Origin of the sequence: Curtobacterium sp. ISL-83 (assembly GCF_018613895.1) — a bacterium.
Lineage (GTDB): Bacteria > Actinomycetota > Actinomycetes > Actinomycetales > Microbacteriaceae > Curtobacterium.
This window is the reverse complement of the sequence record NZ_JAGGPH010000015.1, coordinates 15,478-29,610: the sequence shown is the minus strand read 5'-3', so window position 1 is coordinate 29,610 and position 14,133 is coordinate 15,478. Positions and strand designations below refer to the sequence as shown.

14 protein-coding genes are annotated in these 14,133 nt (G+C 71.6%); 8 read left to right on the top strand and 6 right to left on the bottom strand.

Features of this window, described 5'->3' with window-relative positions:
- The first annotated feature begins 17 nt into the window (after positions 1-17).
- From J7E22_RS14580 to J7E22_RS14570, 3 genes are read left to right on the top strand one after another with little or no spacing between them, the layout of a single operon-like run.
- Positions 18-905: a sugar phosphate isomerase/epimerase gene (locus J7E22_RS14580; RefSeq protein ID WP_214982562.1), complete on the top strand. Its 888-nt coding sequence runs from the start codon at positions 18-20 to the stop codon at positions 903-905.
- Positions 906-916: 11 nt separating this feature from the next.
- The gene (locus J7E22_RS14575; RefSeq protein ID WP_214982561.1) at positions 917-1,912 is read left to right on the top strand and encodes a Gfo/Idh/MocA family oxidoreductase; all 996 of its coding nucleotides are present in this window, start codon (positions 917-919) and stop codon (positions 1,910-1,912) included.
- 35 nt (positions 1,913-1,947) lie between these two features.
- Positions 1,948-3,384 carry a sugar porter family MFS transporter gene (locus J7E22_RS14570; RefSeq protein ID WP_214982560.1) on the top strand — a complete coding sequence of 479 codons (1,437 nt, stop codon included), beginning with the start codon at positions 1,948-1,950 and terminating at the stop codon, positions 3,382-3,384.
- 93 nt (positions 3,385-3,477) lie between these two features.
- Here the strand turns inward: J7E22_RS14570 and J7E22_RS14565 are convergent, their stop codons facing one another.
- Positions 3,478-4,113 (bottom strand): GntR family transcriptional regulator, encoded by a 636-nt coding sequence (locus J7E22_RS14565; RefSeq protein WP_214982559.1) that lies wholly within the window; start codon positions 4,111-4,113, stop codon positions 3,478-3,480.
- Between the two features lie 117 nt (positions 4,114-4,230).
- Between J7E22_RS14565 and J7E22_RS14560 the strand changes: the two genes are divergently transcribed.
- From J7E22_RS14560 to J7E22_RS14550, 3 genes are read left to right on the top strand one after another with little or no spacing between them, the layout of a single operon-like run.
- Positions 4,231-4,947, top strand: a complete 717-nt coding sequence (locus tag J7E22_RS14560) for a DUF969 domain-containing protein (protein WP_214982558.1) — start codon at positions 4,231-4,233, stop codon at positions 4,945-4,947.
- Positions 4,944-6,014, top strand: a complete 1,071-nt coding sequence (locus J7E22_RS14555; RefSeq protein WP_214982557.1) for a DUF979 domain-containing protein — start codon at positions 4,944-4,946, stop codon at positions 6,012-6,014. The genes J7E22_RS14560 and J7E22_RS14555 overlap by 4 nt, the downstream gene beginning before the upstream one ends.
- Positions 6,001-7,128 carry a DUF2891 family protein gene (locus J7E22_RS14550; RefSeq protein WP_214982556.1) on the top strand — a complete coding sequence of 376 codons (1,128 nt, stop codon included), beginning with the start codon at positions 6,001-6,003 and terminating at the stop codon, positions 7,126-7,128. Before J7E22_RS14555 ends, J7E22_RS14550 begins: the two co-directional genes overlap by 14 nt.
- On the opposite strand, the gene J7E22_RS14545 is transcribed toward J7E22_RS14550, so the two are convergent.
- The 5 genes from J7E22_RS14545 to J7E22_RS14525 form a co-directional block, all read right to left on the bottom strand.
- Entirely contained in the window at positions 7,125-7,427 is a 303-nt protein-coding gene (locus J7E22_RS14545; protein WP_214982555.1) for a putative quinol monooxygenase, read from the bottom strand. The genes J7E22_RS14550 and J7E22_RS14545 overlap by 4 nt on opposite strands.
- A gap of 151 nt (positions 7,428-7,578) precedes the next feature.
- Positions 7,579-8,463: a biotin-dependent carboxyltransferase family protein gene (locus J7E22_RS14540; protein WP_214982554.1), complete on the bottom strand. Its 885-nt coding sequence runs from the start codon at positions 8,461-8,463 to the stop codon at positions 7,579-7,581.
- Positions 8,460-9,089: an allophanate hydrolase subunit 1 gene (locus J7E22_RS14535; RefSeq protein ID WP_214982553.1), complete on the bottom strand. Its 630-nt coding sequence runs from the start codon at positions 9,087-9,089 to the stop codon at positions 8,460-8,462. The genes J7E22_RS14540 and J7E22_RS14535 overlap by 4 nt, the downstream gene beginning before the upstream one ends.
- On the bottom strand, positions 9,086-9,862 hold the full coding sequence (locus J7E22_RS14530) for a LamB/YcsF family protein (protein ID WP_214982552.1): 777 nt from the start codon (positions 9,860-9,862) through the stop codon (positions 9,086-9,088). The genes J7E22_RS14535 and J7E22_RS14530 overlap by 4 nt, the downstream gene beginning before the upstream one ends.
- Before the next feature lie 218 nt (positions 9,863-10,080).
- A complete protein-coding gene (locus J7E22_RS14525; RefSeq protein WP_214982551.1) occupies positions 10,081-11,316 on the bottom strand; it encodes an ROK family transcriptional regulator in 1,236 nt (411 codons plus the stop codon).
- Positions 11,317-11,465: 149 nt separating this feature from the next.
- Here J7E22_RS14525 and J7E22_RS14520 point away from each other — a divergent pair, with 149 nt between their 5' ends.
- Both J7E22_RS14520 and J7E22_RS14515 read left to right on the top strand, forming a co-directional pair.
- A complete protein-coding gene (locus J7E22_RS14520; RefSeq protein WP_214982550.1) occupies positions 11,466-12,938 on the top strand; it encodes an APC family permease in 1,473 nt (490 codons plus the stop codon).
- Entirely contained in the window at positions 12,935-13,936 is a 1,002-nt protein-coding gene (locus J7E22_RS14515) for an ROK family protein (RefSeq protein WP_214982549.1), read from the top strand. The genes J7E22_RS14520 and J7E22_RS14515 overlap by 4 nt, the downstream gene beginning before the upstream one ends.
- Positions 13,937-14,133 lie beyond the last annotated feature (197 nt).

Sequence of the window (14,133 nt, the reverse complement as noted above, 5' to 3'; positions counted from 1 at the left end):
AAAGACGTGAGGACGACATGGCTCCGAAGATCTCGATGAACGTCACGACGACCTTCCACGGGAACGTCGTGACGGACATCAAGCACGCGAAGGCGGCCGCCTACACCGGAATCGAGTTGCAGAGTCCGAAGCTCTACCGGTACCTGGCGGCTGGCTACGCGGTGGAGACGCTCCCCGAGATGCTCGAGGGCCTGACCGTGACCGGCCTCGGTGCCGTCCTCGACATTGAACGCCAGGGAGCCGCGCGACGGGACTTCCTCGCCGAGGTCCGCCGTCTGTGCGAGGTCGCCGTCGTCGTCGGTGCCCCGCTCGTGCAGCTCTGCACCGGTCCGGTGGACTGGAACGTCGTGCGGGACTTCCGCGCCGGCCGTCTGGAGGCCGATGACCCGCGCTACTGCGCCACCCTCGGGCTCGACGAGGCCGAGGCGCTCCGGGTGACGGCCTCGAACGTGCGCGACGCTGCGGACATCGCGGCCGAGCACGGGCTCGACGTCTACCTGGAGCCCCTCGCCTGGGCCCGGCTGAACCGGTGCCGCCATGCGCTGCAGCTGATCGAGCAGGCAGGCCGCGACAACGTCGGGATCGCGCTCGACACGTGGCACTTCTGGACGACAGGGGACACGCTCGACGAGGTCCGGGCCCTGCCGAAGGAGCTGATCAAGGCGGTGCACCTCTCCGACGGGTTGGAGCTCGACCGGGCGACCGAGGTGCCCGACCAGAGCCGCCACCGCAACGTCGTCATCGGCGGCGGATCGATCCCGCTCCAGCAGTGGGTCGACGCGATCAAGAGCACCGGGTACGACGGCTGGTGGGTGTCCGAGATGTTCTCGACCCGGGCGGACGAGCAGGACCCCTTGGCCGTCGCCACGGCGATGCGCACGCTGCTGGCGACCCTGGTCGGCTGAGGAGGCCCGCTGTGCAACGTTTCGCGCTCATCGGGGCCGGGTTCATCGGGACCGTCCACGCCGAGAACCTCGCCCGGAACCCGGACGTCCGCCTCGAGGTCGTCTACGACGTCGACCTGCCTCGCGCCACCGCCCTCGCAGCGCGGTTCGGTGCCCGAGCGACCGCCGTCCTCGCCGACGTGTTCGACGCTGCCGTCGTCGACGCGGTCTTCATCGCGTCGTCCACCGACACCCACGCCGAACACCTGCGGGCCGCTGCCGATGCACGCCTCGCGGTGATGTGCGAGAAGCCGATCGCGCCGACGATGACGGAGGCCGTCGCGGTCGTCGAGTACGTCGAGGCGGCGGGTGTCCCGGCGATGGTCGACTTCAACCGGCGCTACGACCGTGACCACGCCGCCCTGAAGCGTGTCGTGGACTCCGGGGGAGTCGGGGTCGTCGAGCTCGTGCAGATGAGCTCGCGCGGACCGTCCCTGCCGCCCATCGACTACCTCCGCGTCTCCGGCGGCCAGCTCCGCGACCAGACGGTGCACTTCTTCGATCTGGCACGGTGGATCACCGGCCAGGACCCGGTGTCGGTGTCGGTCACCGGCGCAGCCCTGGTCGACCCCGCCATCGCCGCGTTCGGTGACGTCGACACCTCCGTCGCGGTGCTCACGATGCCGTCCGGAGCGCTCGTGCAGATCGACAGCGTGCGTCGGACCGGGTACGGCTACGACGAACGGATCGAGGTCATGGGGTCCACGGGCCTCGTCGAGTCGCGCCGACAACCGAGCGGGAACGTCGCCGTGTACTCCGCAGCGGGCGTCGTCACCGACCCGCTGCACGACGGCTGGTTCGAACGGGTGCGACCCACCTACGCGGCCGCGCTCGCAGCCTTCGTGGCCGCGCTGGAGACCGGAACCGAGCCTCCGGCGACGCTCCGCGACGGCCTGCGGGCGCAGGCCGTCGCGGAAGCGGCGACCCGCGCGCTCCGATCCGGCCGGACCGAGACCATCCCCTCCTGACCCCCCCTACGCCCACCCGAACGAAGGAGTTCATCATGACCGACACGAAACGGGCCACCGTGCCCCTGCCCCCGCTGACGAAGGGACCGCACTCCAGACGACTGGGGATGGTGGCCCTCATCGCCACCTTCGGCGGTCTGCTCTTCGGCTACGACACCGCGGTCATCAACGGCGCCCTGTCGCCGATGGTCACGGAACTCGGGCTCACGAACCTCACCGAAGGCGTCGTCACGAGCTCCCTGCTGTTCGGTGCCGCGGTCGGCGCGATCACCGGTGGACGGCTCTCCGACGCGTGGGGTCGCCGCAAGTCGATCATCCTGATGTCGGTGCTCTTCTTCATCGGCGCCCTGGTGTGCGTGTTCGCCCCGAGCTTCGGCGTGATGGTCGTCGGGCGCGTGATCCTGGGCCTCGCCGTCGGTGCCGCCTCGACGGTCGTGCCCGTGTTCCTGGCCGAGCTGGCCCCGTTCGAGATCCGCGGATCGCTCGCCGGGCGGAACGAGTTCATGATCGTGATCGGCCAGCTCGCGGCCTTCGCGGTCAACGCCGTCATCGGCAACGTCTGGGGTGAGGGCGGCGGCGTCTGGCGGGTCATGCTGGCGGTCGAGGCGCTCCCGGCGCTCGCGCTGTTCATCGGCATGCTCCGGATGCCCGAGTCACCGCGGTGGCTCGTCAGCAAGGGCCGTGACGACGAGGCCCTGCAGGTCCTCTCGACGCTGCGCACGAAGGAACGTGCGGTGGCGGAGCTCGGCGAGGTCGAGTCCCTCACGACCGAGGAGTCGAAGCTCGTCAAGATGGACGTCAGGAGCATCCTGACGAACAAGTGGCTCATCCGGATCCTCCTCATCGGGATCGGCCTCGGTGTCGCGCAGCAGCTCACCGGCATCAACGCCGTCGTCTACTACGGCCAGACCGTGCTGAAGGAGGCCGGGTTCTCGTCGAGCGCTGCCCTCATCGCCAACGTCGCACCCGGCATCGTCGCGGTCATCGGTGCCGTCATCGCCCTACGGATCATGGACCACTTCTCGCGCCGCCGAACCTTCATCCTCGGCTTCTCGCTCGTCGCCGTCTGTCACCTGCTGATCGGTGTCGGGTCGATCGCCCTGCCCGTCGGGAGCCCGGCGCGCCCGTGGGTCCTGCTCGTCCTGATCGTCGCCTTCGTCGGCTCGATGCAGACGTTCCTCAACGTCGCCGTCTGGGTCACCCTGTCGGAGATCTTCCCGCTCCGGATGCGCGGGTTCGGCATCGGCGTCTCGGTGTTCTGCCTCTGGATCGCGAACGCGTTCCTCGGGCTGTACTTCCCGACGATCATCGCCGGCCTCGGGATCACGTCGACGTTCTTCGCCTTCGGGGTGGTGAACCTGCTCTCGCTGGTCTTCGTCTGGCGGTTCGCGCCGGAAACGCGGGGGCGCACGCTCGAGAACCTCGAGGAGGACGTGACGACCGGCGCGATCTACCTCAAGTCCGCGCGGTAGCGGCCTGTCGGCGGCCTGGACGCACGGTGCCTGCCGGACGGAAGCCGTGCCTCCAGGCCGTCGGCCGTTGCGCCTTCCCCGAGCGCGCCGCCGTCAGGCGGCTGCGGCGAGCAGCACCCGTTCGGCGTCGTCCAGGTAGTCGGCCAGCAGGGCCGAGGCCCGGTCGTGGTCACCGACCCGCAGCGCGTCGACGATGGCCTCGTTCCGCTCCACGAACCCCGCGTGGAACGCAGCGGGGTCGTCCGTCGTGAGGAACGCCAACCGCATCTCGGCGAGCAGTGAGTCCATCAGCCCGTGCAGCCGCGCGCTCGGCAGGGCCCGCACGAGTGCCGCGTGGAACCGGATGTCCGCCGTCCCGACCGCGGCCCAGTCCCCAGCGGTCGCCGCGTCGCGCGCTGCCGTTACCGCCTCCGCTGCGGTGAGGAGAGCGGCCGACGCAGGCGTGCACACCCGCACGGCGGCCTGCTCGAGCACCCGACGCGCGGCGTAGAGGTCCGCGACGTCGTCCGCCGACAGCCGCCGGACGAAGACCCCGCGGTTGAAGACGTGCTCGACCAGGCGGTCCTGCGCGAGCAGTCGGAACGCTTCGCGCAGCGTGTTCCGCGAGACGCCGAGGGACTCGCTCAACCGCTCCTCGGACAGCTGGGAGCCGGGCATGAAGGCGCCGGCGGCGATCGAGGAGCGGAGCCGCGCCGCAGTGGATTCAGCGCCGCCGACGGATCGGGTCATGCGCTGATCTTGGCAGAGTGACCGACACGTCCTGTGAGCGACGCTCGTGTGACCGCCGTGTTACAGATCGCGCCACCCTCTTGAGATTGTTGAACAATGCGGGCCAGACTGTCCCGCATGTTCGTCCTCATCGGCGTCGCCGTCGTCATCATCGGCTTCGCACTGCGCATCAACGCGCTGCTCGTCGTGACCGTGGCGGGCATCGTCACGGCCGCGATCGGCGGCATCGACCCCGTCGGCATCCTCACCGCGTTCGGCCAGGGCTTCGCGTCCAGCCGCTCGGTCACGACCTTCGCGCTCGTCCTGCCCGTCATCGGACTGATCGAGCGCTACGGGCTGCAGGACCAGGCGAAGCACCTCATCGCGAAGCTCGACCGGATGACCACGGGCCGGATCCTCGCCGCGTACCTGGCGGTGCGGCAGGTCACGGCCGCGGTCGGGCTCACGAGCATCGGAGGGCCGGCGCAGACCGTCCGGCCGCTCGTGTACCCGATGGCCGAGGGCGCTGCGCTGAAGAAGTACGGACGGATCGACGAACCGATGCGCGAGCGGATCAAGGGCTTCTCGGCGTCGTCGGACACCGTCGGTGTGTTCTTCGGCGAGGACGTGTTCGTCGCCGTCGGGTCGATCCTGCTCATCACGACGTTCGTCGACACGACGTACGGGTTGTCCCTCGAGCCGATCAACCTGGCGCTCTGGGCGATCCCGACGGGCATCGCGGCGCTCCTGGTGCACGGCACCCGGCTGTTGCTGCTCGACCGCCGTCTCGACCGGATGGCCGCGGACGTCCGCGCACCGTCGTCCACCACCGCTCCCGCAGGAGGCACGGCGTGATCACCAGCGAATGGCTGTACTGGCTCATCGGCGCGTTCTTCATCGCCGTCGCCGTCCTGATCGTGACGGACACCTCGCACGCGAAGCGCCTGGGCAACGAGGCGTTCTGGGGCATCCTCGGCCTGTCGTTCTTCGCCGGCACGTTCGTCGTCTCCGGTGCCATCCCCGCGTGGGTGCTCGGCATCGCGGTCCTGGTGATGGTGGCGCTCGCCGGCCTCGGCTTCACCGGGGCCACCAGCCGGACCCGGGTCGCCAGCGTCCCCGGTGCGGGCGCGGGTGCTGCGACGGGTCCGGCGGAACCCACGGGCGTGACCGCGCGTCCGAGCACCAGCACGAGCGTGCTCGCGACGACGAGTCCGGACGAGCGGGCTGCGTTCGCCGCCCGGTTCGGCAACCGGCTGTTCATCCCCGCGCTCGTCGTGCCGGTGGTCGCGGTCCTGGTCGCCACGCTCGGCCCGCTCGTGTCCATCGGCGGCAAGCCCCTGCTCGCCGCGGGGAGTGCCACGCTCACCGGTCTCGGCATCGGTTCGGTGCTCGCCGTCGTGATCGCGGTGTTCGTGCTCCGGCCGCCCCGCCTGGCCACCCCGGTCCGCGAGGGCGCTCGGCTCCTCCAGGCGATCGGGTGGGCGGCACTCCTGCCGCAGATGTTGTCGACGCTCGGCATCGTCTTCACCCAGGCGGGCGTCGGCACGGCCGTCGGGACGATCATCAAGGCGGTGCTGCCGCACGGCTCGTTGCTCGCCGCGGTCGTGGTCTACTGCCTGGGCATGGCGCTGTTCACGGCGATCATGGGCAACGCGTTCGCCGCGTTCCCGATCATGACGGCCGCGATCGGGTGGCCGGTCCTGGTGCAGGGCTTCCACGGGAACCCCGCCGCCGTCTTCGCGATCGGCATGCTCGCCGGCTTCTGCGGCACGCTGGTCACGCCGATGGCCGCGAACTTCAACCTGGTCCCGGCGGCACTGCTCGAGATGCGCGACAAGTACGGGCCGATCAAGGCGCAGCTCCCGACCGCCGCCATCCTGCTCGTCGTCAACATGGGGGTCATGTACCTTGTCGCCTTCTGAGCAGACCCCGATCGATCTGGACCGGGCAGCGTGGGCGGAACGGTTCGCCGAGGTCGCGCTCGACAACACCACCCGCGAGTACCCGTACGCAGCGCAGCACACGACGACCGGACCGGAGGACCGCGCCCTGCCGGTCGAGCTGCACCCTGCGTTCGCCACGTCCTACGACTGGCATTCGTCGGTGCACATGCACTGGTTGGCTGCGCGGCTGGTCGGGTACGGCCTGTCGGCCGGCCTGGAGGAACGGATCACCTCGGTCCTGCAGGCGCACCTGGGTGCGGAGCAGCTCCGGACCGAGGCGGCGTACCTCCGCGCGACACCGCACTTCGAGCGCCCGTACGGCTGGGCCTGGCTGATGCGGCTCGCGGCCGAGGTGTCCGGGTCAGCGGTCCCCACGATCCGAGCCCTCGCGCCCGGGTTCGTCCTGGTCGTCGACGTGCTCGAGGACCTGGTCACCCGCTGGGTCGTCGGCGCGGCCCACCCGGTACGCCACGGCGTGCACTCGAACGCGGCGTTCGGGCTCCTCCTGGTACTCGAGGGGGCTCGTTCCCTGGGGCGGGCCGACCTCGTGGCGACGGTGGAGCAGACGGCCGTGCAGTGGTTCGGCGACGATGCCGGATGGCCGTTCGCCTGGGAGCGCAGCGGGCACGACTTCTTGTCGGCCGGACTTGCCGAGGCCGACCTGATGCGCGCCGTGCTGCCAGCCGAGGAGTTCGCCGTGTGGGCGAGGGGCTTCCTGTCCGAGGTCCGTCCCGGGGTGGCGGTCCTCCGCCCGGCCGAGGTGCGGGACGAGAACGACCCGCAGCAGGTGCACCTGTTCGGGCTCGACCTCTCGCGCAGTGGTGCTGCACGGCGCATCGCCGACGCGCTCCGGCAGTCCGGGCCCGGGGTCGCCGAGCTCGGGGCACTGCTCGACGGCGCCGCGGACCACCTGCTCGTGTCCGGCCTCGCGCCAGTGTCGGGGCGGAGTACTACTCCACCCACTGGCTCGCGAGCTTCGCCTGGGACGCGATGGAGGCCCGCGAGCACGGTGCTCGGTGAGCCGCCTGCGCCGCCCGGGTCAGCGACGTCGGTCGAGCCGCTGACCCTGGCGGGCGCCGTCCGGTCGCTCTAGGACAGCCCGATCGTCCGGTCGAAGGTCCGGGTGACGGGCGGTGCGGCGATGATCGTGCCGAGGTCCGACGCGCCCTCCGGCGTGGCGCGCCACGCGACGTAGGCGTCGTGCTCGGCGGCGGTCGCCCATCGCTCGAGCACGACCAGCCGGGTGGGGTCGGCGTCGTCGACCAGGACCTCGAGGGACTCGTTGCCCGTGAAGGCCGCCGTCTGGGCGAGCGTCTCGCGGATCACCGTCTCGACGGTCTCGGTGGGGACGTCGGATCGGAGCTGGACCTCGAGGAAGACCGTCTGGGACATGGGACACCTTTCGTCGTGTGTCTCCGAGCCAACCCGGTCGCGACCGGCGTTGTTCCGCGGCGAGCGGTCAACCGCGCGCCGCGGTCGAGCGCCGGCGGTGCGCGGTGCGCGGTGCGCGGTGCGCGGTGCGCGTTGCGCGGCGCGCGGTGTCTCAGCGGCGCAGGCGGAACCGGATCGTGTCGCCGGGCCGGAGCTGGACTGCTCGGTCGACCGACTCGGGGGTGAGCACCGCGACGACCGGGTACCCGCCGGTCACGGGGTGGTCCGCGAGGAACAGCACGGGGAACCCCTGCGGGGGGACCTGCAGCGAGCCGGTCTCGACGCCCTCGCTGGGGAGCTCGTGCGTCACCGACCGCTCCAGGGGTACCGCCGCCGTCGTCCGGACCCCGACCCGGTCGCTGTCCGCGCTGACCGAGAAGTCCTGCCCGGTCACGGTCCCGCGCCACGCCGGCGTGAACCAGTCGTCACGGGGGCCGGCGACGACGTCGAGCACGACCGGCTCGCCCGGCCACGGGTCGAGCGGCGGGGCCACCGCGTCGACGACCGGCCACCCCTCGGCGTCGTCGCCGACCGGGAGGACGTCGTCGACCGACACCGGAGCCGGACCGAGGTGTGCCAGCGAGTCCCACGAGCGGCTGCCGAGGACCGGCTCGACCGCGAAGCCACCGCGCACGGCCAGGGACGCCCGCAACCGGGTCGACGGCAGTCCGATCCGCAGGGTGTCGCCGGGGGTGAGGGTGAGGACCTCGTACGCGGCCGCACCACGCACGCGCCCGTCCGCCCCTTCGATGACGATCGGGCAGCCGGCTCCGGTGACGGCGGCGACCACGTGGGCGTCCGAGCGCAGCGTGACGGAACCGAGCAGGGCCTCCAGGACGGCTGCGGTCGGACGGTTGCCGACCAGTCGGTTGGCGAGGGCCGCGGACCCGCGGTCCGCGGAGCCGGCCGCGCCGAGTCCCATGTCGCTGAGACCCGGTCGGCCGAGGTCCTGGATCGTCGCGCCGAACCCGACCTGCAGGACGGTCAGCGCGCTCATGCTGCGGCGTCCACGAACCGCAGGCGGGTGCCCGCGGGGGCGAGTGCCGGCGGGGTGCGGTCGAGCGTCCACATCGGGACCTCGGTGCGACCGATGAGCTGCCAGCCGCCGGGGGAGGTGCGCGGGTAGACGGCGCTGAACTCCCCGGCGAGGGCGACGGCGCCGCTCGGGACGGCCGTGCGCGACGTGGCACGGCGGGGGAGGTCGAGCGATCGGGCCGTTCCGGTCAGGTAGCTGAAGCCGGGCGCGAAGCCGCAGAACGCGCTGGTCCAGACCTGTCCGGTGTGCCATGCGACGAGCTCGGCACGGGACATGCCCGTGTGGCTCGTGACGGTGTCGAGGTCCTCGCCGTCGTAGGTCACCGGGACGACGACCGGCTCGGCGTCGACGGCCGCGTCGTCGTCGGGCGCCGGTGCGACCTGCGCGAGCTCCGCGCGCAGGCGGGTCGCGTCCGTGCGGGTCGGGTCGAACCGGAGGAGCAGCGTCCGGGCGCCGGAGACGACGTCGGTCAGGCCCGTCGGGCCAGCGTCGGGCAGTCCTGCGCGAAAGGCGACGACCTCGGCCAGCGAGGCGAACGTGACGAGCACCGCGCTGCCGCCCGCCGTGCGGACGTCGAGGGAGGTCATCCGGCGGTTCCGGCTCGGGTGAAGGGCGCGATCGTGATGCCCTGCTCGGTCAGCAGCGTCCGGATGGCCTGCGCCATCGCGACGGCGTCGGGGGAGTCCCCGTGCACGCAGACCGAGTCCGCGCGGACCCGCACGTCGGTCCCGTCCACGGCGGTCGCGATGCCCTCGGTCACCATGCGCAGCACACGGGCCGCCACCGCGTCGGGGTCGTGCAGGACCGCCTCGGGGCGGCTCCGGGGCACGAGCGACCCGTCCGGCTCGTAGGCGCGGTCCGCGAACGCCTCGCTGACCGCCCGCAGCCCGTACCGCTCGGCCGCGCGCAACAGTTCGGAGTCCGGCAGGGCGAGCACGGCGAGCGTCGGATCGACGTCGGCGACCGCACGGACCACGGCGTCAGCCTGCACGGGATCGGCGCAGGCGGTGTTGTACAGGGCCCCGTGTGGCTTGACGTAGGTCACCGTCGTCCCCGCGACCCGGGCGGTCGCCGACATCGCACCGAGTTGGTGCACGACGTCGGCGTAGAGCTCGTCCGGGGTGACGTGCACCGGGCGGCGGCCGAAGCCCGCGAGGTCACGGTAGGCGACGTGCGCCCCGACGGCGACACCTCGCGCCGCAGCGGCACGGCAGGTGTCGACCATGATCGTCGGGTCGCCCGCGTGGAACCCGCAGGCGATGTTCGCACTCGACACGACGTCGAGCATCGCGGAGTCGTCGCCCATGGTCCAGGCACCGAAGCCCTCGCCGAGGTCGCTGTTCAGGTCGATCGTCGTCACGAGGACTCCCTGTCGTCGCTGAGGTTGTTCAACAATCTAGCGGCAGGGACGAGCAGATGGTGGAGGGCTCCGGAAATCGAACCAGACAAGGCGCCCCGATAGGCGCGCCCCCCGTACGTCTTCAGGCTAGCGGACGGCCGGCTGCCACCCGGTGCGGTTCGGCTGTGAACTTGCCAAGCCGACGCACCGCCGGAGGCCTCCGGCTGCGCGCGCGGGGCTCATCCCGCTGCGCGCTGAGGCGCCAACGACTGGCTGCCCGCGTCCGGCTGGTCGATCTCGTCCGCCAGGACCTCCCAGCCACGTTCCGCCGCGACGGCGAGCGCCCCGAGGAGCGTCGCCTCCGGGCCGGTCCGGGCGATCTCGACGGGCGGTGCGTCGAACGGGAGGCGCTGGTCGAGTCGAGCGCGCACCGCACGGCAGAACGGGTCGCCGCCGTGCAGGGCGATGCTGCCGGCGAGGACGACGCCGGCCGGGTTGGTCGCCACGACGAGGGTTGCGAGCGCGTAGGCGACGAGGTCGGCTTCCGCCGCGAGGACGGTGACGGCACGCTGGTCCCCGGACGCGGCCGCCGAGAACAGCTCGCCCACGTCGTCGAGTCGGAGGCCCGCCCGCGCCGCCGCCGCCAGGAGTCCGTCCCGTGACGCGGCCCGTTCAAGCGCGGGCTCGTCCGGTGAGGCGGTCGTGTGCGGGCCGAGCGGGAGGTAGCCGACCTCACCGGCGAACCCGGTGGTGCCGAGGACCGGCTCGCCGTCGCGCACGATGGCGGCACCGACACCACGGCCGAGCGTGAGCAGGACGAAGTCACGCGCCTCCGGCGGGCGGACGCGGAGCTCGCCCCGGGCCGCGAGGTAGACGTCCTTCTGCAGGTCGAAGCGCTCGCCGAACCGGTCCCGCAGCGCTGCCGTCACCATCGGGTCGCTGAGCCCCGGCAGGTTCGTCGCGAGGCGGATGCCGAGGTCGCTCGGGTTGACGGCCCCGGGGACGCCGATGACCGTGAAGGCGGGTTCGGGGGTCGCGGCCGCCCACGCCTCGCTTTCCAGCAGGACCGCGTCGGTCGCTGCCGAGATCGCCGCCAGGACCGCTTCGGGTGACGTGTCCCGCAGGGGCTGTCGGCTCCGGGCGAGGACCGCTCCGGAGAGCGAGCCGATCGCGGCCTGCACGACGCGGCTGCCGACGTCGAGGGCGAGGACCACGCCGGCGTGCTCGTTCGTCTCCCACACCTCCGGTGACCGCCCGATGCCACCGGCACGGACCCCGAGGCTCGAGACGAGGCTCGCGGCGGCGAGGCGCTTGAGCGAGGCGCTCACCGTCGGCTTCGTGATCCCCAGGAGTGCGGCGAGTTCCGGTGCCGTGGCGGGACCGGTCGCGCGCAGTGCGGCGAGGACCGCGCGAGCGTTCATCCGCTTCAGGTCGGCGACCTGGACGCCCCTGCCGTTCCCCGAGTCGTTGGCCACCGTCGTCTCCCTCGCCCGGGTTGGTCGTGCCGGGACAGCGCGAGGTTACCGTGCCGCTGGGGACAGAGCCTTGTGCCGTTCGTAAATGCTGTTTACTATTGCGTCGCACCGGCGACGACGCCGGCGCTCCCGTCCAGAAGGGCTCCACGATGGCGTCACCCTCCGCACCCCCCGTCTCCGATCCGACCCCGCAGCTCCGACGTCGGATCGGGTCGTTCCAGGCGACGTCGATCAACATGTCGCAGATGGTCGGGATCGGCCCGTTCGTGACCATCCCCGCGATGGTGCTCGCGTTCGGCGGCCCGCAGGCGGTCATCGGCTGGATCGCCGGCGCGATCCTGGCGCTCGCGGACGGCCTGATCTGGGCGGAGCTCGGGGCCGCCCTGCCTGGCGCCGGCGGGACGTACGTGTACCTCCGCGAAGCGTTCAAGCGTCGCACCGGCCGGCTCATGCCGTTCCTGTTCGTCTGGTCCGCGGCCATCTTCATCCCCCTGGTGATGTCCACCGGGGTCATCGGGTTCGTCCAGTACCTGGGCTACCTCGCCCCCGGGATGGACGAGGCGACCGGCACGTGGGTCGGACTCGCCCTGATCGCCCTGGTCGGCGTCGTGCTCTGGCGCCGGGTCGAGGCTCTCGGGCGGCTCAGCGTCGTCATCTGGGTCGTCATGATCCTGACCGTGCTCACGGTCCTCGCCGCCTGCTACACGCACTTCCACGGATCACAGGTCCTGACGTTCCCCGCCGGTGCGTTCGACCTGAGCCGTGGCGGCTTCTGGCTCTCGTTCGTCTCGGGCCTGACCATCGGCATCTACGACTACCTCGGGTACAACAGCAGTGCCTACATGGGCGCCGAGATGCGGCAGCCGGGCCGCACGATCCCGCGCTCCGTGATCTTCTCGGTCCTCGGGATCATGGTGATCTACCTGTTCATGCAGGTCGGCATCCTCGGCGTGGTCCGGTGGCAGGCGATGCTGCACACCGACTCGGTCGCGTACCAGTCGGTCGTGTCCCTGGTCATCCAGCGGTCCTTCGGCCCCGCGGCGGCCATCGTCGTCACGGTCCTGATCCTGATCACCGCGTTCGGCTCGATCCTGATCGGCCTGCTCGCCGGGTCGCGGGTGCCGTACGACGCGGCACGCGACAAGGTCTTCTTCTCCGCCTTCGCCCGGCTCCACCGCACCAAGGAGTTCCCGATCGCGGGACTCGTCTCCATGGTCGTCGTCACCGCCGTCGGGTTCCTCATCGGCCGTGCGACGAACATCACCGCGCTCATCCAGCTGCTCACGACCGTCATGGTCATCGTGCAGTCGTTCGGTCAGGTCGTCGCGGTCGTCGTCCTGCGCCGTCGGACCGACATCAAGAAGCCGTACAAGATGCTGCTCTACCCGCTGCCGGTCATCATCGCCGGTGCGGGCTGGCTCGCCGTGTACGTCTTCGCGGACAAGACCGCCCCGGGCCTGCACCCGATCGAGCTCTCGCTCTGCTGGGTCGCCCTCGGTGTGGTCGTCTTCCTGATCTGGGCCAAGGCCGAGAAGAGCTGGCCGTTCGGACCGCTCCCGCTCGAGAAGGGCGCGGTCGACGAGGAGCTCCAGCTGGCGAACAAGGACGACGTCGTCGCATGAGTCGAGACCCGCTCCCGGTCCTCGCCGCCGTCGACATCGGCGGCACGAAGGTCAAGATCGCGCTCGCCGACCACGAGTCCGGCGTCCTGGTGAGTGACGAGCTGCCCAGCGGCCCGGAGACGCACGCCGCGGACCTCCTCACCGACGTGCGGGAGGGCCTCCACCGGCTCGAACGACAGGTCCGTGAACGACGTGGCGCAGTCGTCACCGTGGTCGCCGCAGGGCTCGTCAGTCCGGGCGTGGTGTCGGACGGCGGCATCGCGCTCGCGCCGAACAACCCCGGGATGAGCGACCTGACGGTGAGCTCGATCGGCGCTGCCCTCGGTGTGGTGGACCTGGTGTGGGCGAACGACGTCAAGGCCGCAGCGCTGGCGGAACACTCCTGGGGCGGACTCATCGGCGCGCGCAGCGGGCTCTACGTCAACCTCGGGACCGGCCTGTCTGCGGGAGCGGTCATCGACGGGCGTCCCCTGAACGGTGCCCACGGAGCGGCCCTCGAGATCGCGTACCTGCTGCCGGGCGGTCCGTCCGACCGAGGTCACCGGAGTGGCGCGGCACCGCTGGAGGACCTCATCTCGGGTCGTGCGCTGCGCGCGCGTGCGGCGCGGAGCGGGTCTCCGGACGTGGTCGCGAGCACGATCATCGACGGCTACGGCGATCCCGGATCCCCGCTCCACGGACTCGCGACCGAGTTCGTCCGGGAGTTCGGCCGCGCCGTGGCCAACCTGGCGATCACCCTCGACACCGATCGCATCTGCTTCGGCGGTGGCATCGCGGCGGCGACGGACTCGTTCCTGGCGCCGCTCCGGAGCCTGCTCGACGAGTACGTCCCGTTCCCGCCGGAGCTGTCGGTGTCCGCGCGCCCCGACGAGAGCTCGTTGTTCGGAGCGATCCGCATCGCCTGCGACGCTGCCGGCTGGCGCCCGGAGGACGTCGCCAACCCGTACGGGCGCGACGTCCTCGTGGCGACGCGGCCTGAGCGGCCGACCGCGCCCTGACGGTGACGGCGAGCGAGCGGCCGACCACCGTCGAAGACGACACCGCCGCTGTCGCGCGACAGCGGCGGTGTCGCCCTGCGACCCGCGTTCCGCGAAGCCCGACACATCGCACCAGCCCTCCGACGGGCGACGGACACCACCTCCCACGGATGTCCGTCTCGCGGAGGACGCACGGTCTACCCTCGCTGCCCTAGCGT